20 protein-coding genes are annotated in these 19,354 nt (G+C 64.9%); 9 read left to right on the forward strand and 11 right to left on the reverse strand.

Going from position 1 to position 19,354, the window contains the following annotated elements; translation table 11 throughout:
- On the reverse strand, nucleotides 1–429 hold the full coding sequence (gene ndk, locus FNZ56_RS03075; RefSeq protein WP_143878442.1) for a nucleoside-diphosphate kinase: 429 nt from the start codon (nucleotides 427–429) through the stop codon (nucleotides 1–3).
- A gap of 207 nt (nucleotides 430–636) precedes the next feature.
- Here ndk and FNZ56_RS03080 point away from each other — a divergent pair, with 207 nt between their 5' ends.
- The 3 genes from FNZ56_RS03080 to FNZ56_RS03090 all read left to right on the forward strand — a co-directional run bounded on the left by FNZ56_RS03080 (nucleotide 637) and on the right by FNZ56_RS03090 (nucleotide 4,958).
- Complete coding sequence (locus FNZ56_RS03080) at nucleotides 637–1,266, forward strand: TetR/AcrR family transcriptional regulator (protein ID WP_143878443.1); 630 nt, start codon at nucleotides 637–639, stop codon at nucleotides 1,264–1,266.
- Nucleotides 1,267–1,297: 31 nt separating this feature from the next.
- Nucleotides 1,298–3,673: a 3-hydroxyacyl-CoA dehydrogenase/enoyl-CoA hydratase family protein gene (locus FNZ56_RS03085; protein ID WP_143878444.1), complete on the forward strand. Its 2,376-nt coding sequence runs from the start codon at nucleotides 1,298–1,300 to the stop codon at nucleotides 3,671–3,673.
- Between the two features lie 79 nt (nucleotides 3,674–3,752).
- Nucleotides 3,753–4,958, forward strand: coding sequence for an acetyl-CoA C-acyltransferase (locus FNZ56_RS03090; RefSeq protein ID WP_143878445.1), 1,206 nt, complete (start codon nucleotides 3,753–3,755; stop codon nucleotides 4,956–4,958).
- Between the two features lie 22 nt (nucleotides 4,959–4,980).
- Here the strand turns inward: FNZ56_RS03090 and FNZ56_RS03095 are convergent, their stop codons facing one another.
- The 10 genes from FNZ56_RS03095 to cmk all read right to left on the reverse strand — a co-directional run bounded on the left by FNZ56_RS03095 (nucleotide 4,981) and on the right by cmk (nucleotide 14,588).
- Entirely contained in the window at nucleotides 4,981–5,619 is a 639-nt protein-coding gene (locus FNZ56_RS03095) for a hypothetical protein (protein ID WP_143878446.1), read from the reverse strand.
- Nucleotides 5,620–5,712: 93 nt separating this feature from the next.
- Nucleotides 5,713–6,243, reverse strand: coding sequence for a hypothetical protein (locus tag FNZ56_RS03100; RefSeq protein WP_143878447.1), 531 nt, complete (start codon nucleotides 6,241–6,243; stop codon nucleotides 5,713–5,715).
- A gap of 119 nt (nucleotides 6,244–6,362) precedes the next feature.
- A complete protein-coding gene (galU, locus tag FNZ56_RS03105) occupies nucleotides 6,363–7,274 on the reverse strand; it encodes a UTP--glucose-1-phosphate uridylyltransferase GalU (protein WP_143878448.1) in 912 nt (303 codons plus the stop codon).
- A 2-nt stretch (nucleotides 7,275–7,276) separates the two neighbouring features.
- Complete coding sequence (locus FNZ56_RS03110; protein ID WP_143878449.1) at nucleotides 7,277–9,184, reverse strand: polysaccharide biosynthesis protein; 1,908 nt, start codon at nucleotides 9,182–9,184, stop codon at nucleotides 7,277–7,279.
- Nucleotides 9,181–10,185: an MraY family glycosyltransferase gene (locus tag FNZ56_RS03115; RefSeq protein ID WP_246064673.1), complete on the reverse strand. Its 1,005-nt coding sequence runs from the start codon at nucleotides 10,183–10,185 to the stop codon at nucleotides 9,181–9,183. The genes FNZ56_RS03110 and FNZ56_RS03115 overlap by 4 nt, the downstream gene beginning before the upstream one ends.
- A gap of 1 nt (nucleotide 10,186) precedes the next feature.
- Nucleotides 10,187–11,374, reverse strand: coding sequence for a lipopolysaccharide assembly protein LapB (lapB, locus tag FNZ56_RS03120; protein ID WP_143878450.1), 1,188 nt, complete (start codon nucleotides 11,372–11,374; stop codon nucleotides 10,187–10,189).
- Nucleotides 11,371–11,625 carry a LapA family protein gene (locus FNZ56_RS03125; protein WP_143878451.1) on the reverse strand — a complete coding sequence of 85 codons (255 nt, stop codon included), beginning with the start codon at nucleotides 11,623–11,625 and terminating at the stop codon, nucleotides 11,371–11,373. The genes lapB and FNZ56_RS03125 overlap by 4 nt, the downstream gene beginning before the upstream one ends.
- A gap of 64 nt (nucleotides 11,626–11,689) precedes the next feature.
- Nucleotides 11,690–11,992 (reverse strand): integration host factor subunit beta, encoded by a 303-nt coding sequence (locus tag FNZ56_RS03130; protein ID WP_143878452.1) that lies wholly within the window; start codon nucleotides 11,990–11,992, stop codon nucleotides 11,690–11,692.
- A gap of 69 nt (nucleotides 11,993–12,061) precedes the next feature.
- On the reverse strand, nucleotides 12,062–13,750 hold the full coding sequence (gene rpsA / locus FNZ56_RS03135) for a 30S ribosomal protein S1 (RefSeq protein ID WP_143878453.1): 1,689 nt from the start codon (nucleotides 13,748–13,750) through the stop codon (nucleotides 12,062–12,064).
- A 142-nt stretch (nucleotides 13,751–13,892) separates the two neighbouring features.
- On the reverse strand, nucleotides 13,893–14,588 hold the full coding sequence (cmk, locus tag FNZ56_RS03140; protein WP_143878454.1) for a (d)CMP kinase: 696 nt from the start codon (nucleotides 14,586–14,588) through the stop codon (nucleotides 13,893–13,895).
- Between the two features lie 133 nt (nucleotides 14,589–14,721).
- Between cmk and ykgO the strand changes: the two genes are divergently transcribed.
- The 6 genes from ykgO to FNZ56_RS03170 all read left to right on the forward strand — a co-directional run bounded on the left by ykgO (nucleotide 14,722) and on the right by FNZ56_RS03170 (nucleotide 19,271).
- A complete protein-coding gene (gene ykgO / locus FNZ56_RS03145) occupies nucleotides 14,722–14,847 on the forward strand; it encodes a type B 50S ribosomal protein L36 (protein ID WP_010342887.1) in 126 nt (41 codons plus the stop codon).
- A 133-nt stretch (nucleotides 14,848–14,980) separates the two neighbouring features.
- A complete protein-coding gene (locus FNZ56_RS03150; RefSeq protein ID WP_143878455.1) occupies nucleotides 14,981–15,307 on the forward strand; it encodes a hypothetical protein in 327 nt (108 codons plus the stop codon).
- Nucleotides 15,307–16,335, forward strand: coding sequence for an agmatine deiminase family protein (locus FNZ56_RS03155; RefSeq protein ID WP_143878456.1), 1,029 nt, complete (start codon nucleotides 15,307–15,309; stop codon nucleotides 16,333–16,335). Before FNZ56_RS03150 ends, FNZ56_RS03155 begins: the two co-directional genes overlap by 1 nt.
- Nucleotides 16,335–17,222, forward strand: coding sequence for a carbon-nitrogen hydrolase (locus tag FNZ56_RS03160; RefSeq protein ID WP_143878457.1), 888 nt, complete (start codon nucleotides 16,335–16,337; stop codon nucleotides 17,220–17,222). Before FNZ56_RS03155 ends, FNZ56_RS03160 begins: the two co-directional genes overlap by 1 nt.
- Nucleotides 17,223–17,368: 146 nt before the next feature.
- Nucleotides 17,369–18,568, forward strand: coding sequence for a TraB/GumN family protein (locus tag FNZ56_RS03165; protein ID WP_143878458.1), 1,200 nt, complete (start codon nucleotides 17,369–17,371; stop codon nucleotides 18,566–18,568).
- 85 nt (nucleotides 18,569–18,653) lie between these two features.
- A complete protein-coding gene (locus tag FNZ56_RS03170) occupies nucleotides 18,654–19,271 on the forward strand; it encodes a hypothetical protein (protein WP_143878459.1) in 618 nt (205 codons plus the stop codon).
- The last annotated feature ends 83 nt before the right edge of the window (nucleotides 19,272–19,354 follow it).

Here is a 19,354-nt window from a genome sequence, read left to right on the forward strand (position 1 = left end):
TCAGCGGCCGGCGTAGACGTCGGTAGCCGGGAAGAAGTAGGCGATCTCGATCGCGGCATTCTCCAACGAGTCCGAACCATGCACCGCGTTCGCGTCGATGCTGTCGGCGAAGTCGGCGCGGATGGTGCCGGCCGCCGCTTCCTTCGGATTGGTCGCGCCCATCAGTTCGCGGTTCTTCAGCACGGCGTTGTCGCCTTCGAGCACCTGCACCATCACCGGGCCGGAGATCATGAAGTTGACCAGCGCATTGAAGAACGGGCGTTCGCGATGCACGGCGTAGAAGCCTTCGGCTTCCTGCTTCGAGAGTTGCTTCATCTTCGCGGCGACGACCTTCAGGCCGTTCTTCTCGAAGCGCGAATAGATTTCGCCGACGACGTTCTTGGCGACGGCATCGGGCTTGACGATCGACAGGGTGCGCTCCAGCGCCATGGGGAATTTCTCCGGTCAGGCGGGCCGCGGAAATATCCCTTTCCGGACCCGAGGATAACAGAAAAACCCGCGTAAGGACGCGGGTTTAGCCGATATGGCTGCCGGCAATTCTACCGGTTCGCGCAGGGTTTTTGCACTGCCCGGGGATGCTTGCCGGGGCCGCCGGCGCACGCTACGATCAAACAATCGTTTGATTCAGGAGGGGTGATGTCCGGAGTACAGTTCTCGACCAAGGACCGGATCCTCGGCGCCGCCGAGGAATTGTTCGCGCAGCAGGGTTTCGCCGGCACTTCGCTGCGCGAAGTGACCGGCCGCGCCGACGTCAACATCGCCGCGGTCAACTACCACTTCGGCAGCAAGGACAACCTCATCAACGAGGTGTTTCGACGGCGCATGGACGTGATGAGCGCACAGCGCCTCGATGCCCTGCGCGAAGCGCTGGAAACGCGGCCTGGCCAGCTCGAGCCGGTCTTGGCCGCGTTCGTGAAACCGGCACTGGCGATGTCGCAGGACCGCCACGGCGGCGGCGCCTTCATCCGCGTGATCGCTCGCGCCTATGCCGAGAAGAACGACGGTCTGCGCAAGTTCCTCTCCGACCAGTACGGCCACGTGTTGCGCGAATTCGCCAAGGCGATCGCCGGCTGCGTGCCCGAACTCGGCAAGGAGGCGCTGTACTGGCGGCTCGATTTCCTTTCCGGCGCACTCACTTACGCCATGGCGGACTTCGGCCTGATCAAGCGGCCGAGCGGGGTCACCGAAACCTCGCACCGCAGCCATGCCGCCGAGGAACTGATCCGCTTCGCCGCCGCTGGCCTGCGCGCCGATCCGGTCGAATAACGAATTCATATCCATCAAGGATTTGCAGAACATGTCTGAGAAATTGCTTGTACGCCGTGCCGCGGTGCTCGGCGCCGGGGTGATGGGCGCGCAGATCGCCGCGCACCTGACCAATGCCGGGGTCGATACCGTGCTGTTCGACCTGGCCGCCAAGGACGGCGACCCCAACGGGATCGTGCTCAAGGCCATTGCCAACCTCGGCAAGCTGTCTCCATCCCCGCTGGCCAGCAAGACGCTGGCTGAAGCGATCGTCCCCGCCAATTACGACAGTGGACTGGAACTGCTGAAGGGTTGCGATCTCGTCATCGAGGCCATCGCCGAACGCATGGACTGGAAGCAGGACCTGTACAAGAAGATCGCGCCATTCGTGCCCACGCACGCGGTACTGGCCAGCAACACGTCCGGCTTGGGAATCAATGCCTTGTCGGATGTTCTTCCGGAAGAACTTCGCCACCGCTTCTGTGGCGTGCACTTCTTCAACCCGCCGCGTTACATGCACCTGGCGGAGCTGATCCCGGCCCGCACCACCGGCAAGGCCGTATTGGAGGGGCTGGAAACCTTCCTCACCACCCAGCTCGGCAAGGGCGTGGTGTATGCGAAGGACACCCCGAACTTCATCGGCAACCGGATCGGCGTGTTTTCGATCCTCGCCACCATCCACCACACCGAACAGGCCGGACTCGGTTTCGACGAAGTCGATGCGTTGACCGGCCCACTGATCGGGCGGCCGAAGTCCGCGACCTACCGCACCTCCGACGTGGTCGGGCTGGACACCATGGCGCACGTGATCAAGACCATGGCCGATACGTTGCCCGACGATCCGTGGCACTCGTACTTCGCTTCGCCGAAATGGCTGGAGGCGCTTATCGCCAAGGGCGCGCTCGGGCAAAAGACCGGCGCCGGCATTTTCCGCAAGGTCGGCAAGGACATCCTCGTCCTCGATCTCGCCAAGCAGGACTATCGCCCGGCCGATCGCATCGCTGCGCCGGAAGTGGTCGAGATCCTCAAGCTCAAGGATCCGGCCGAGAAATTCGCCAAGTTGCGCGCCAGCGAACACCCGCAGGCGAAATTCCTCTGGGCGTTGTTCAGGGACTTGTTCCATTACTGCGCCTACCAGCTTGAATCCATTGCGGAAACAGCGCGAGACGTCGACTTCGCGATCCGCTGGGGTTACGGCTGGACGCTGGGCCCGTTCGAAACCTGGCAGGCCGCCGGCTGGAAGCAGGTCGCGGAGTGGATCGCCGAGGACATCGTCGCCGGCAAGGCCATGAGCAGCGCGCCGCTGCCGGACTGGGTGTTCGATGGCCGCGACGGCGTGCACGGCACCGAGGGCAGCTACAGCCCGACACGCAATGCCAAGCTGCCGCGTTCGTCCCTGCCCGTGTACAAGCGCCAGCGCTTCCCCGACCCGCTGCTGGGCGAACGCTTCGACCCGGGCGAGACCGTGTTCGAAAACGATGGCATCCGCCTGTGGGCAGACGCCGGCGACGACATCGCCGTGGTCTCGTTCAAGACCAAGATGCAGACGGTCAACGACCAGGTGCTGGATGGCTTGCAGGAAGCCATCGGCATCGCCGAACGCAAGTTCGCCGGCCTGGTGCTGTGGCAACCGAAGGAACCGTTCTCGGCCGGCGCCGACCTCGCCGGTGCGCTCGGCCTGCTACAGGCCGGCAATGTCGCCGGCTTCGAGGCGATGGTCGCCAACTTCCAGGCTACCAGCCAGCGCATCAAATATTCGCTGGTGCCGGTGGTCGCGGCGGTGCGCGGCCTGGCCTTGGGCGGCGGTTGCGAATTCCAGATGCATAGCGCGAAGACCGTCGCGCACCTCGAGAGCTACATCGGCCTGGTCGAAGCCGGCGTCGGTCTGCTGCCGGCCGGCGGCGGATTGAAGGAACTCGCGGTGCGGGCGTCGAATGCCGCCGGCGCGAACGGCGATGTCTTCGCCGAGCTGAAGAACGTGTTCGAAACCGTGGCGATGGGCAAGGTTTCGACTTCCGCGATGGAGGCGAAGGAACTCGGCCTGCTGCGCGGCGGCGACGTGGTCTCGTTCAACGCCTTCGAACTGCTGCACATCGCCAGGGCGCAAGCCCGCGGCCTCGCCGAACGCGGCTACCGCCCGCCCCTGCCCGCGCGCCGCATCTGCGTCGCCGGCGACGTCGGCATTGCCACCTTCCGCATGCTGCTGGTGAACATGCTCGAAGGCCGCTTCATCAGCGACTACGACAACGAGATCGCGACCCGCATCGCGACCGTGCTCTGCGGCGGCGAAGTCGATCGCGGCGCCGTCGTCGACGAGGAATGGTTGCTGGAGCTCGAGCGCAAGCACTTCGTCGAACTGGCGCAACAGCCGAAGACGCAGGAACGCATCGCGCACATGCTCAAGACCGGCAAGCCGCTCCGCAATTGATTGCCCCTCTCCCGGCGCTTCGCGCCACCCTCTCCCACGAAGGGGAGAGGGAAAAACCGGATTCGTTTGGAGTCATTCCATGACCAAGCAATTGCAAGACGCCTACATCGTCGCCGCCACCCGTACCCCGGTCGGCAAGGCGCCGAAGGGCATGTTCCGCAACACCCGTCCCGACGACATGCTGGCGCACGTGCTGCGGAGCGTGATCGCGCAGGCGCCGGGCATCGACGTCAACCGCATCGACGACGCGATCATCGGCTGCGCGATGCCCGAGGGCGAGCAAGGCATGAACGTCGCGCGCATCGGCGTGCTGCTCGCCGGCCTGCCGAACACGGTGGCCGCGCAGACCATCAACCGCTTCTGTTCCTCGGGCCTGCAAGCCGTTGCGCTCGCCGCCGACCAGATCCGCATGGGCAACGCCGATCTGATGCTGGCCGGCGGCACGGAATCGATGTCGATGGTGCCGATGATGGGCAACAAGGTCGCGCTGTCGCCGGCCGTGTTCAAGGACGACCACGTCGCGATCGCCTACGGCATGGGCATCACCGCCGAGAAGGTCGCGGAGGAATGGAAGGTCTCGCGCGAGGACCAGGACACATTCGCGCTGGCTTCTCACCAGAAGGCCATCGCCGCGATCGCCGCCGGCGAATTCCGCGATGAGATATCGCCCTACGAAATCGTCGCCCACCTGCCCGACCTCGCCGGCAATGCGATCCGGCTGAAGAAGGTGCTGGCCGATACCGACGAAGGCCCGCGTCCGGACACCTCGATGGAAGGCCTGGCCAAGTTGCGTCCGGTGTTCCGCAATGGCCAGTTCGGCGGAACGGTGACCGCCGGCAATTCCTCGCAGATGAGCGATGGCGCCGGCGCGGTGCTGTTGGCCTCCGAGCAGGCGATCAAGGATTACGGCCTGACGCCCCTCGCCCGTTTCGTCAGTTTCTCGGTCGCTGGCGTGCGTCCGGAAGTGATGGGCATTGGCCCCATCGCCGCGATCCCCAAGGCATTGAAGCAGGCCGGGTTGACCAAGGACCAGCTCGACTGGATCGAGCTCAACGAGGCCTTCGCCGCGCAATCCTTGGCGGTGATCCGCGATTCGCAGCTCGATCCGTCCAAGGTGAACCCGCTGGGCGGCGCGATCGCGCTGGGCCACCCGCTGGGCGCCACCGGCGCGGTGCGCACCGCGACGATCGTGCACGGCCTGCGCCGGCGCCAGCAGAAATACGGCATGGTGACGATGTGCATCGGCACCGGCATGGGCGCGGCGGGCATCTTCGAAGCGCTCTGAGCCCGAAGGCGCAGGCGGCGAACTAGCGCTTGCGCCCTACCCCGTAGATCTCGATCCGGACGGATCCGTCCGGATTGCGTATCTGGTGCGCAGTCGCGACCGGTAGCCGATCGCCGACGCTGCTCATGTACAACTGCAGCCAATCGCTGGCCATGCCCGCGTCAGGAAAATCGCCCTGGATGCGGCACATCGATGACCGGCATTCAGCCTGGAAGTTCTCGACCTTCGCTCCGGCGTCATGCATCGGACCCGAATCCTGCAGCGAAGCCAGGCTCTTTTCGTGCACGCCCGACCATGCCGGATCAACCTTCTCCGACGCGAAGCCAGTTGCCATCGCGGCATTGTTCTTTTGTATGCGTTCCTGGCTTTCCGCCGCCATGCGCTTGCGCTTTTCCATCATTTCAGCCATGTCCTTGACCGTCCCGGAACCGGATTGTCCAAGCGGTTTCGTCGCACGCGCGCGCAATTCCTCCAACGACATGGGCCGAACCGGCCCGGCCCGGCCCGATTCCGCGGCGTTTCCATGGACGGCTTCGGCCACGACTGCCGTGGAATGGAAGCGGCGGTACAGCGTGACTCCCGCGATGACGGCCACCGCAAGCACCAACAGTGCCCATGGCAGGCGCGCGTGCCATCGAGGGGATGGGGAATCGTGATTCATGAAGGGAAACCTCGGCGATGCACTTGCAAATCGCCCTGTAAACGAAACGAGGCGCCCCACTCAGGGCGCCTCGGGCAATCGCGGCCGATCAGATCAGGCGTCGACGCCGTTGTCGACGCTGTACGACACGTAGGTATCGTTCACCACGCCGTTCTTCGGCAGCGTGCAGGTCAGGCCGACCAGATATTCGCCGAAACCGTTGGCACTCGATCCGGCATCCGCAGGCGTGAAGTCCACCAGCGTCTGGGTGCTCGGATCCACCGTCGTGGTCTTGCTGATGAAGGAGGTAAACGCGCCTTCGAAACCGGCAGCCATCGTGCAGGGGATGTCGAACGAAGTCGTGCCATGGTTATTCAGCACGATCGAGATCGATTGCACTCCGTCTTCCGTCATCGCGCCCGAATCGACCTCGAAGGCACAGGCGACGGCCAGCGTGTTGCCGATGTTCTCGGAACCGATCACGCGGTTGCGGATGGTGTTCGTCGGACCCGGCGTGAACGCCTGGCAATGCGCCATCGCACTGCTTGCAATGACCTGCGGGATTTCGAAAGCGTTGCCGTCGGCCGGCGCGAACGCCGCGGAAATGACAAGAGTCAGCAAAGACGCCTTCACACTCGGATTCATGGATTCTCCCCTGTAGCCCAATACGCCCGGAATGGGCGGATTCCGTGGCGGAAGATAGCCCGGCCGGCGTGGAACGTCCAGCATTAGCCCCGGATGCCGGAGCACGACCTGGCAGCCGATCAGGTATCGGCGACCCCGAGTTCCTGCAATGCATCGCGCATGAGCCTTCGTGCCGACTCGCTGAGGCGTTCATGATCGAGGGCATAACGGATGGTGGCTTCGATCAGGCCGAGGTGGGTGCCACAGTCGAAGCGGCTGCCGTGGAAACGGAAGGCATCGATCCTCTCTGCCTTCGCGACCAGCGCGGCGATCGCATCCGTGAGCTGGATTTCGCCTCCGTTGCCGGCGCTTGTCCGCTCAAGCTCGTTGAAAATCGCCGCCGGCAGGATGTAGCGGCCGACCACCGCGAGCGTACCGGGAGCTTCCTCGGGGCGGGGCTTCTCGACGATTCCCCGGATGCGTCCGCTCTGGTCTTCGAAGTCCGGAACGGTGGCGATGCCGTAACTGGACACTTGCGAGCGCGGAACATCCTGCACGGCCACGACCCCGGCCCCGGAGGCCTCGGCATGGTCGGCCATCTGTTTCAGCGCGCCATCGCCGCGATTCCAGATGAGGTCGTCCGGCAACAGCACGGCAAAAGGTTCGTCGCCGATCACGGGCTTGGCGCACAGCACGGCATGGCCGAGGCCGCGCGCTTCGTGCTGGGTCACGAACACGGCGCGCACGCCCTCGGGCAGCACGTTGCGCACCAGTTCGAGTTGCTCCTGCTTGCCCGATCGCTCCAGTTTCTGTTCGAGTTCGTAGGCCTTGTCGAAATAGTCGGCCACCGCGTGCTTGTAGCGGTTGGTGACGAACACCAGCGTGTCGCAGCCGGCCTCGATCGCCTCGTCGACGGCGTACTGGATCAGCGGCCGGTCGACCACCGGCAGCATTTCCTTCGGAACCGTCTTCGTGGCGGGAAGGAAGCGCGTGCCCAGCCCGGCCACGGGGAAGACGGCCTTGCGCACGCGGGGACTTCCGGATGACGGCACGCTCAAGTCCTGCGGGCCTGCCTGGCCGGGAAGGTGATGACGGTCGTCGTGGCCTGCGCTTCCCCTTCGTCCCCGATCGGGACGAATTCCGGCACGGTTTCGCGCAACAGCACGGACAAGGCGTCGACATCGTATGCAGCCACGGCCCCCCGCAGGCGAAGCAGTGCCTGGTCGAGGTCGGCGGCATCCACCGGCCTGGCTTCGGCCTGGAGGATCTTGGGATGCGAAGTGGGCCGGTAGCGTTCGTCCACGTGGAACAACGCCTCGTGCAGTTTCTCGCCTGGCCGCAATCCGGTGAAGGCGATCGCGATGTCCTTGCCGGGCTGCTTCCCGGCCAGGCGGATCATCTGTTCCGCAAGCAGGCGGATCGGCACGGGTTCGCCCATGTCCAGCGTGTACACCGCCTGCTGCGCGCCGATCGCCGATGCCTGCAGGATCAACTGGCAGGCCTCGGGAATGGTCATGAAGTAGCGCGTGACTTCCGCATGGGTCACCGTCACCGGGCCGCCGCTCCGGATCTGTTCCCTGAACAGGGGCACGACGCTGCCGGCGGAATCGAGCACGTTGCCGAATCGCACGGTGACGAAGCGCGTACTGGGCTCCGCGGCGAAGCGCTGGCACACCATTTCGGCCATGCGCTTGGTCGCGCCGAGGACATTCGCCGGATCGACCGCCTTGTCGGTCGAAATCAGCACGCAGGATTCGACGCCAGCCTCAATGCTTGTTTCGGACACCGTGGCAGTCGCGAGCACGTTGTTGCGGACCGCCTCCCGCAATTGCGCCTCGAGCAGTGGAACCTGCTTGTAGGCCGCGGCATGGAACACGGCCTGCGGTTGCGATCGCCCCAGCGCGTAGCGCATGACCGCCTGATCGCCGCAATCGCCGAGCACTGCGACGCATTCCACTTGGGGGAAGTCGCGGCGCAGTTCCGCCTCGATGGTCATCAGCGCAAGTTCGTCGATTTCCAGCAATGCGACCGTACGGGCGCCATGCCGGGCGCATTGCCTGCACAGTTCGCTACCGATGGAACCACCGGCGCCAGTCACAAGCACGCTCCTGCCGCCCAGCCATGCGCGGATCGCCTTCCAGTCGGGCTTCACCGGCTGGCGGCCCAGCAAGTCCTCGATCGCGACTTCCTTCAACTCGCCCGGCCGCGAGCGCCCCGCCAGCACGTCGTCCAGGCGCGGAACCATGCGGAACGGCAGGCCGGACTTCTCGCAGGCCTCGACCACCTTGCGCATCGCTTCGGCATCGAGTTCGGGCAAGGCGATGATCGCCAGTTGCGCCGCGACTTCCGGGGCAAGGCTTTCGAGATCCGCGATCTTTCCGAGGATCGGCAACCCCTGCAACTCGCTGCCATGCAATCGCGCCGCGTCGTCGAGGAACCCGACCGGCTGGTAAGTGCCGGCGCGACGAAGATCCCGGACCAGGGTTTCACCCGCTTCGCCGGCACCGAGGATCAAAACCCTGATCGCGGCATGCCCGCCACGCTTCTGGGTCATGTCCTTCCAACTGCGGTACAGGAGTCGCGGCATGCCCAGCAACGCGCTGAGCACCACGGGATACAGCACCAGGACGGTCCGCGGCACCATCGTCAACCGGTTGTAGAAGAACAGCGCGATGACGATGGCCAGCAGCCCGAACAGCGCGGCCTTCATGATGTTGACGAGGTCGGGCACGCTGGCGAAGCGCCAGACTCCCCGATACAAGCCCACGCGCCAGAACACCAGGCCCTGCGCGCAGAGGACGAGGAGCAGCTCCACGGACATCGCCGGGAGGGGGCTTGGCGAAGGTTGGATCGCATAGCGGAAGCGATGGAGCCCGTACCAGCTGAGCCACACCATGCACAGGTCGTGGGCCACGACCGCGATGCGGGGCAAGGAGATTTCGAACCGGTCCCTGATCGTCATGCTTGCCCGCTCCCCTCCTGGGTCGTCCGGTTCCACCTCAGCCATGCCCAAATCATTGCGGCCGCCGCATATCCGATTCCCAGCGCGGCCGCACCCACCCCCGTTCCTGCCCCCCGGGCCAGCACCATAGTGGCCACGGCGCAGGCTGTCCACAGCGCATACGCCAGACTCACTGGCCCGTGGCGCCCCGATCGGGCGACCCAACGCTGGTAGGCATGCTGCAGGTGCGGTGCCCACCAGCGCTCGCCGCGCAGGATGCGCACGAGCAACGTGAGCGCGGCGTCGACAAGGAAGGCGGACAACGGCAACCAAGCCAGCCAGGTCCAGCGAGGCGTACCAGCCGGGAGCCATAACAAACCGACCGCGAGCAGGTAACCGAGGGCGCCACTGCCGACATCGCCGAGGAAAATCCGCGCCGGCGGCAGGTTGGAAGGCAGGAACCCGAGGCATGCGGCAGCGACCGCGAACAATACCCACGCCCACGGATCGGGCCAGGCCAGCCACGCCCAGCCGGCAGCGACCAGCAAGGCCTGCGACGTAGCGAGGCCATCGATGCCGTCCATGAAGTTCCAGACATTGATGAGCACGACGGTCAATCCGAACCCCAATACGGCCGCTTCGAGGGAATGCCCCTGCTGCCATATCGAGAAGCCGACCATGAAAGCGGACACGGCGTGCACGCCGAGCCGCAACCATGGCGAAAGCGGCCGGTGGTCATCGAGCCAACCAATCCCCGCGACCAGCACGAGCCCCGTGGCAAGCATGGCGACCTCGGTCCCGGGCATGGCGTGGGTCGATGCCAGCCATCCGAATGCCAGCAAGGCCGACGCGACGATGGCGATGCCGCCGCCGCGGGGCGTGGCCACGGCATGGCTTCGCCGGTCACCGGGCTGGTCGATCAGTTGCCGGCGCAGGGCGTATCGCCGCGCGAGCCACGTCCCGGCCACGCCGATGGCGACGTGCAGGAGGCACCACGCCGCCAATTCGGGAAATCCCGCCATGTCAGACCACTGCGTAATTGAGCAGTGGTTTCACCGTGCCCCATTCCTTGCAACTCGGGCATTGCCAGTGGTGGCTGCGCGCGCCGAAGCCGCAACGCGTGCAACGGTAACTGGGGTTGCGCACCAGCAACTGATCGGTGATGTGCTTGAGGTCGTGCAGCGTCGCCGACGGGTCAGCGCCTTCGGCGAGCGACAGGTCGATCAACGCCGCTTCGCCACGTACCGAGGGGCGATCCTTCAATTGCCCGGCCAGGAACGCCCGGCCGGCGGCCACGCCCTGCTCCGCCTCGACCAGCCGCGTCAGCGCCAGCACCGGCGAAATGCCGCGATAGTGCTCGCTCATCTCCGCGAGGAAATTGCGCGCCCCGGTCACATCGCCGGCGCGGTCGTAGCTGGCGAGCAGCGTCGGCAGGATTTCCGGCAGGTAATCCGGGTCGTGGCGTGCGGCCCGCTCGAACGCCCGGATCGCCGCGGCGTCGTTCCCGGCTTCGGCCTCGATCCGCCCTTCCAGCATGCCCGCGCGCACCGATGTCGCATCGGCGGCATACGCGCGCGCAACCGCGGCGCGCGCGGCGTCGATTTCACCCGCCGCGCGCGCGCGATCGGCGAGTTCGCACTCGAACTGCGCGATGAGCTTGCCCATCGGTTCGCCGGTCGCCTGTTCGTAGCGGGTTGCGTTCTCGATCGCCTTGTTCCAATCGCGCTCGGACTGGTAGATGCCGATCAGGTGGCGCAGCGCCTGCGGCGCGCGCTGGTCGATGCGCGCGAGGTCGCCGAACACGGTTTCCGCGCGATCGAGCAGGCCTGACTTCATGTAATCCTCGCCCAGCGCGAGCAGCGCCTGCACTTTCTGCGGATCGCTCAGGTCGCGGCGTTCCACCAGCGCCTGGTGCAGGCGAATGGCGCGATCGACCTCGCCACGGCGGCGGAACAGGTGCCCCAGCGCGATCTGGGTTTCGAACGTGTCCTTGTCCAGCTCGGCGATGTGCAGGAACAGTTCGATCGCCTTATCCGGCTGTTCGTTCAACAGGTAATTGAGGCCGCGGAAATACGTGGTGGAAAGCTTGCTGACCTGGCTGTCGCCGTGGCGCTCGCCGCCACGCCGGCCGATCACCCAGCCGCACAAGGCGGCGATCGGCAGCAACAGGAACAGCCAGAACCACTGGCTGACGAAAGCGAGTCCGGTCATGTCTTTTCCCCAGCGGGACTATCGACTTGCAGGCGACGCAACCGCAACTTCATCGGCACGATCACCAGCGTGGACAACAACAAGCCACACGCGGCCACGCCGACCAGCAAGGCCGCAAGCAAACTGATCCCCAAGCCGGCATTGACCGACGCCGGGCCGAAATCGATGGTGACGGACTGCGGATTGAGCGCGCCAAGCAATGCGCCGGCGGCGAGGAACAGGCATGCGACCAGCAGGCGCAACACACGCATCGTCTAGCCTCCGCAATGCCGCCAGCTTAGCCGAGCCTGTTTCGGCATGGGCCGGCGAAGGTTCTCAGCCTTCCGCGTCCATCGGAACCACGCTGCTGACCCGCTCGCGCAATTCCTTGCCCGGCTTGAAGTGCGGGACGTGCTTGCCGGACAGGGCCACGGCATCGCCGGTCTTCGGGTTGCGCCCCGTGCGCGGCGGACGGAAATGCAGCGAGAAACTGCCGAAGCCCCGCACCTCGATGCGCTCGCCGGTGGCGAGCGCGCCACCCATCATTTCCAGCAGCGACTTCACCGCGAGGTCGACATCGTCGGCCTTCAGGTGCACCTGCCGCTGGGACAGGATTTCGATCAGTTCCGATTTTGTCATCGGGATTCCGACTGGTCGCCGCGCGATGCGGCGGCCCGGGGTGACCGGGCCGCCGCTGGCGCGAAACGGTTACTCGGACTTGCCTTCCAGCTGCTCGCGCAGCAGGGCGCCCAGCCGGGTGGTGCCGGCGGAAGCGTCGTTGGCGGACTTGTTGTAGTTCGCCAGCGCTTCCTGGGTTTCGGCTTCGTCCTTGGCTTTGATCGACAACTGCATGCTGCGGCCCTTGCGGTCGTTGCCGATGACCTTGGCTTCGACTTCCTGGCCGACCTTGAGCACCTGCGAAGCATCGTCGACGCGCTCGTGCGAGATGTCGCGGGCGGAGACGTAGCCCTCGATGCCATCGCCGAGGTCGACGGTCGCGCCCTTGGCGTCGACTTCCTTCACCGTGCCCTTGACGATCGAACCGCGGGCGTTGTTCGCGACGAACTGGCCCATCGGGTCCTGTTCGAGCTGCTTGACGCCCAGCGAGATGCGCTCGCGCTCCGGATCCACGGCGAGCACCACGGCTTCCAGCGTGTCGCCCTTCTTGAAGTTGCGCACGATGTCTTCGCCGGTGGTGTTCCAGCTGATGTCGGACAGGTGGATCAGGCCGTCGATGCCGCCGTCCAGGCCGATGAAGATGCCGAAGTCGGTAATCGACTTGATCTGGCCCGACACCTTGTCGCCCTTCTTGTGGATCGCGGCGAAGGTCTCCCACGGATTGCTGGTGACCTGCTTCATGCCCAGCGAGATGCGGCGACGCTCTTCGTCCACGTCGAGCACCATCACCTGCACTTCGTCGCCGACCTGCACGATCTTGGCCGGGTTGACGTTCTTGTTGGTCCAGTCCATCTCGGACACGTGGACCAGGCCTTCGACGCCCGGCTCGATCTCGACGAACGCGCCGTAATCGGTGACGTTGGAGACCTTGCCGAACACGCGGCTGTTGGCCGGGTAGCGGCGGGCGATGTTGTCCCACGGATCCTCGCCCAGCTGCTTGAGGCCGAGGCTGACGCGATTGCGCTCGCGGTCGTACTTGAGCACGCGCACGTCCAGCTCCTGGCCGACTTCGACCACTTCGGACGGATGGCGAACGCGCTTCCACGCCATGTCGGTGATGTGCAGCAGGCCGTCGATGCCGCCGAGGTCGACGAACGCACCGTAGTCGGTCAAGTTCTTGACCACGCCCTTCAGCACCGCGCCCTCGACCAGCTTCTCGAGCAGCTGTTCGCGCTCTTCCGAATGCTCGCTCTCGACCACCGCACGGCGGGAGACGACCACGTTGTTGCGCTTGCGGTCGAGCTTGATGAGCTTGAACTCCAGCTCCTTGCCTTCCAGGTACACCGGGTCGCGGACCGGGCGCACGTCGACCAGCGAGCCCGGCAGGAACGCGCGGACGTCCTTGATGTCGACGGTGAAACCGCCCTTCACCTTGCCGCTGATGCGTCCGACGATGGTCTCGTTCTTCTCGAGCGCTTCCTCGAGTTCGTCCCACACCATGGCGCGCTTGGCCTTCTCGCGCGAGAGGACGGTTTCGCCGAAACCGTTTTCGAGGCTGTCGAGGGCGACTTTCACTTCGTCGCCGATGCCCACGTCGATTTCGCCGGCGTCGTTGCGGAACTGTTCGATCGGGACGATGCCCTCGGACTTCAGGCCGGCGTTGATCACCACGACGTCGTTGCGGACGTCGACCACGACGCCCTTGACGATGGCACCGGGCTTCAGCTTGGCGAGGTTGGCCTGGCTGGCTTCAAACAGTTCTGCGAAAGATTCGGTCATTGCAATGTTCTCGTTGATGTCCGGGCCGCGCGTCGCCGCGAGGCCCACCCGTTATCGGCGCAGGCGGGATTGCCCATGGCCGTGAGTGTCGGAGTGGGTTGGAACCGCCGCGTTGGCCGCGACGGAGCGGGTTCTGCTGGAATCAGCCCTTCGCGCCGCGCAGGGAAGCCGGCAGCAAGGCCAGCACCTGCTCGACGACCGCCGCAATGCCCTGTCCGGTGGTGTCGATGCTGACGGCGTCGTCGGCCGGTCGCAGCGGCGCCACCGCGCGATTCGCATCGCGGGCGTCGCGGGCGAGGATTTCGCCCAGAAGACCGTCCAATGTAACGGAAACCCCTTTATCCTTCAACTGCTTATAACGCCTTTCGGCACGTTCGGCGGCGCTGGCGGTGAGGAACACCTTGGTCCCGGCGTCCGGGAAGATCACCGTACCCATGTCGCGACCGTCCGCGACCAGCCCGGGCGGGCGCCGGAAACCGCGCTGCAGGTCGACCAGCGCCGCCCGCACCGCCGGCAGCGCGGCGATGGCCGAGGCCGCCGCGCCGGCGGTTTCCATGCGCAGCTGATGGGTCGCGTCCTTGCCGTTGACGATGACGCGGGGCTCGCCGCCTTCGGATTCCGCGTCGAAGCGGATGTCGGCCCGGGCCGCGCAGGCCGCGACCGCGTCTTCGTCGCTGAGGTCGATCTGCTCCCAAGCCGCGGCCAGCCCGACGGCGCGGTACAAGGCGCCGGAATCGAGGTAATGCCACCCAATCCGGGTGGCGACGAGCCGGCTGATGGTGCCCTTGCCCGATCCGGACGGGCCATCGATGGTCAGTACCGGCACGGTCTTGGGCATGGGTGTCTCCGGGGTTCGGGGCATTCTAGCCGGGCGCCTCGGGAAGCGTGCGCAAGCGCTTGAATCGGCGGGGAAAGTCCCGCTAGAATGCGCGGCTGCGTTTCCCCATCCACATTCCAGCCGAGATTCCGTCATGAAGGTCCTGTCCTCCCTGAAGTCGGCGAAGGCCCGCCACCGCGACTGCAAGGTCGTCCGCCGCCGCGGCAAGGTCTTCGTGATCTGCAAGTCCAATCCGCGTTTCAAGGCGCGCCAGCGCTAAGCGCTTCGGGCTTCGCCTCGAAAGGCCGCCGCAGGGCGGCCTTCTTCGTTTCTGCGGGCAGGAATCGCGCGGCATCGACGCGCCATGCCCTAGCCTTACACTCCCGCATCCCGCCCAACGCCTGGAGTTCGCCATGACCTTCCGTTTCGGCATCACCCTGCTCGCGGTCCTCGTTGCATCGGCGCCGGTCGCCGCGGAAACCCTGCTGGTCGAACGCGTGCAGCAGGAAAACCACGCCGCCATGCCCGCGCGCGGCATGAGCATGGCCCAGGTGCAGGCCCGCTTCGGCGCGCCCAGCGACCGCCTCGACCCGCGCGGCGGGCAAAAGCGCGCGTGGCCGACGATCAACCGCTGGACCTATCCCGGCTTCGTCGTCTATTTCGAACAAGAAAAAGTGATCGACGCCGTCGCCATTCAGGCCAGCGCGAACGAGACCGGCCCCAAGCCGCCGATCCGCTGATGCCCGCAGCCCTGCGTTTCCCCGCGGAGTGGGAACCCCAGTCCGCGGTACTGGTCGCGTGGCCGCACGCCGGCACCGACTGGGCCGAACGGTTGGCCGGGGTCGAGGACACCTACATCGCGCTGGTCGCGGCGATCGCGCGTTTCGAGGACGTCGTGATCTGCGTGGCCGACGATGACGTCGAGACCTACGCGGAAATGCGCCTGCGCTCGAACCGCGTAGACATGCAGCGCGTGCGCTTCGTCACCGTGCCCTACGACGACACCTGGCTGCGCGACTCGGGACCTATCACGCTCCGCGATGGAAACGCGTTCCGACTGCTCGATTTCCGCTTCACCGGTTGGGGCGGCAAGTTCGAGGCTGGCGATGACGACCGCCTCGTCGAACGCCTCGACGCGCAATCGCTGTTCCGCGATGCGGACCGCGCACCCATCGATTTCGCGCTGGAAGGCGGCGCCATCGACACCGACGGCGCGGGCACGCTGCTGACCACCTGGCAATGCCTGCACGAACGCCATCCACAGGCATCGCGCGAGGAATTGACCGAAAAGCTCGCCGGCTGGCTGCAGCAGGATCGCGTGCTCTGGCTCGACCACGGTTACCTCGAGGGCGACGACACCGACGCCCACGTCGACACCCTCGCCCGCTTTGCGCCCGGCGACGCCATCGTGTTCCAGGCCTGCGACGACGAATCCGATTCGCATCATGCCGAGTTCAAGGCGATGGCCGATGAAATCGCCGCGCTGCGCACGCAGGACGGTAGGCCGTACCGGCTGTTCCCGTTGCCGTGGGCGCGGCCGATCCTCGACGGCGGGCGTCGCCTGGCCGCGAGCTACGCGAACTTCCTCATCGTCAACGGCGCGGTGCTGATACCGGCTTACGATGACGAGGCGGACGATGCCGCCGCGGCCGTGATGGCGAATGCGTTTCCCGACCGCGAAATCGTGCAGGTCCCATGTCGCCCGCTGATCTGGCAGAACGGCAGCCTGCACTGCATCACCATGCAATTGCCCGAAGGACTGATGTGATGTCCAAGTTCTCCAAGCTCCCCGTCGCGCTCGTGCAGGAAAAGAACCACGGCAACGCCGCGGCGAACCTCGCCGTGATCGAATCGCGCGTAGCCGAGGCCGCGAAGTCCGGCGCCAAGCTGGTGCTGCTGCAGGAACTGCACAACGGCGCCTACTTCTGCCAGCACGAATCTGTGGACGAATTCGACCTTGCCGAACCGATCCCCGGACCGAGCACCGAACGCCTCGGCAAGCTGGCGAAGCAGCACGGCGTGGTGCTGGTCAGTTCGCTGTTCGAGAAGCGCGCGACCGGCCTGTACCACAACACTGCGGTGGTGTTCGACGCCGACGGCTCGACCGCGGGCAAGTATCGCAAGATGCACATTCCCGACGATCCGGGTTTCTACGAGAAGTTCTACTTCACGCCCGGCGACCTCGGCTTCACTCCGATCGACACTTCGGTCGGCCGCCTCGGCGTGCTGGTGTGCTGGGACCAGTGGTACCCGGAAGGCGCGCGGCTGATGGCGCTGGCCGGCGCGGAGCTGCTGCTCTATCCCACCGCCATCGGCTGGGATCCGAACGATGCGCAGGACGAGAAGAATCGGCAGCGTGACGCCTGGGTGTTGTCGCATCGCGGGCATGCGGTCGCGAACGGCTTGCCGGTGCTGAGCTGCAATCGCGTCGGCCACGAACAGTCGCCACTTGACGCCGCCGGTATCGACTTCTGGGGAAATTCGCACGTGCTCGGGCCGCAGGGTGAATTCATCGCCGAAGCGGGAACCGATCCGACGATCCTGCTTGCCGAAGTCGACATGCAGCGCAGCGAACACGTGCGCCGGATCTGGCCGTTCCTGCGCGACCGGCGCATCGATGCCTACGGCGATCTGACGAAACGCTACCGCGATTGAGGAATCGTTGCGAATCTGCTGCGCTCGGCATTTCCGGCGCGTGCGGTGCTCGCAATCCTCATTGATTCCAACATCAACTCCGGTTGCTGCGCTCCGCGCGCACCAGAACTGCCATCGCTCGCGACGATTCGACAACGATTCCTGATATGACCATTGATTCCATTCTCGCCGGCCAACCACACGCCATCGTCGAACGCGACGGCGTGCGCCACACCCTGCTCGGCACCGCGCATGTGTCGAAGGCGAGCGTGGATGCGGTATGCGCGGCGATCGATGCGGGCGGCTTCGATGCCATCGCGGTCGAACTCGACGCGCAACGCCTGCAGGCCCTGACCGATCCCGAGGCGTTGGCGAAACTCGATCTGGTGAAAGTGATTCGCGACGGCAAGGTCGCGCTGTTCGCCGCCAACCTCGGACTCGCCGCCTACCAGCGCCGGCTTGCGGAGCAACTCGGCATCGAGCCGGGCGCGGAGTTGAAGGCCGCGGCGACCGAAGCGCAGGCGCGCGGCGTGCCGCTGCACCTCATCGACCGCGACGTCGGCACCACCTTCCGTCGCGTCTCCGCCGGCCTCGGCTGGTGGGCGCGCGCGAAGCTCGGTGCGGGACTCGCGGCCAGCCTGTTCGTCAGCGAAGACGTGGGCGAGGACGAGATCGAGAAACTCAAGCAAGGCGACATGCTCGAATCGAGCTTCGGCGAATTCGCCAAGGACAGTCCGGAGCTGTATGCGCGCCTGATCGACGAACGCGACCAGTACATGGCGGCGAAACTGCGCGCGACTCCAGGCAATGCGAAGACGGTGCTTGCGGTAGTCGGCGCGGGGCACCTGCAAGGCCTCGCCCGTTACCTGCGCGAGGACACGCGCGATCCGGATGCACTGTGCGTGGAACTGGATTTCGTCGCGAAGAAGCGGCGAATCCCGTGGTTCACCATCGTATTCACGACGCTGATCCTGTGCGGCATCGGCTGGGGTTTCTGGCACGGCGGCTTCGCGCTCGGCACGGATGTGCTCAAGCAGTGGGTGTTGTGGACGGTGGGCATGACCGCGGTCGGCGCATTGCTGGCCGGCGCGAATCCATTGAGCCTGCTCGCGGGCGCGGTCTCCGCGCCGTTCAAGCCATTCCGGCCGGGCATGCCTTCGGGCATGTTCGCCGCGCTGGTGGAAGTACGCATGCGCAAGCCGGCCTACGGCGATTTCCTCGCACTGCGCGACGACGCGCAGACGCTGGGCGGCTGGTATCGCAATCGCGTCACTCGCGTGGTGCTGGTGTTCATGCTGACTTGCTTCGGCACGATTGCCGGCGAGTGGCTCGCGGGATTGCGCATCATTGGGAAGTTGATGCACTGAACCGTGTTTTTGACCGGTTAATGCACGCCAATTCAATCGCCAAGCCGAATCCTAGAAAATTTAATTGCTAGATGGCCAAGTAATCATGCACGCCAGACTTGCAACCATCTTTAAAAAGCTCCGACATGCCGAGGCACTGGCTAATAAATGTGCTACTAATTTCGAAAGACGATTTTCCCCAGATCACCCGTACCGGATTTGCTTTATTAGGCTGAGCAATAAGGCTCGGTATGCAGCAGAAATTATAGATTTTTATGCGCACTGCATACTGGAAGACCAGGAACTCGCCAATGATCAAACAGAGCGAGTGATCGAAACCGAAAAATGGTTCTTTGTCGGCGTGTTATCAGTAATTGAATATTCAATGCCGTCGATTCTCGGTAATCGAGGCTCAGAAAGACTTCGATCCGCCGCATTTAACGGCCCATTTTCTATCTTCCTCGACAGGGCTGAATCCGAGAAAGCCATAGACGCGAACGAGAAGTCGTTGCTTGAGTTCGCATCACGCGTTCGAAACGATTTGATTCACAGAAATGGAGTAAGTCGCGTCAGCGCAACAATGGTCTTTCAAGAAATTAGCTTTGATCTAATTAAAGATGAGATGATCGAAGGTCGCTGGGGAATGCTGACCGATCTCGGCACGCTCGCCATTTATGCGCTTACAGCAATAATCGACGATATCGAAATGCATCTAGGCCAATAACATTATTAAATGAACAACCTGTTAATCAAAAAAAGCGGGGTTTCGCCCGCTTTTTCGTTTCGACGACTAATCACCCCTCTCCC

This window comes from Lysobacter lycopersici (genome assembly GCF_007556775.1).
In the GTDB taxonomy this organism is placed as follows: Bacteria; Pseudomonadota; Gammaproteobacteria; order Xanthomonadales; family Xanthomonadaceae; genus Pseudoluteimonas; species Pseudoluteimonas lycopersici.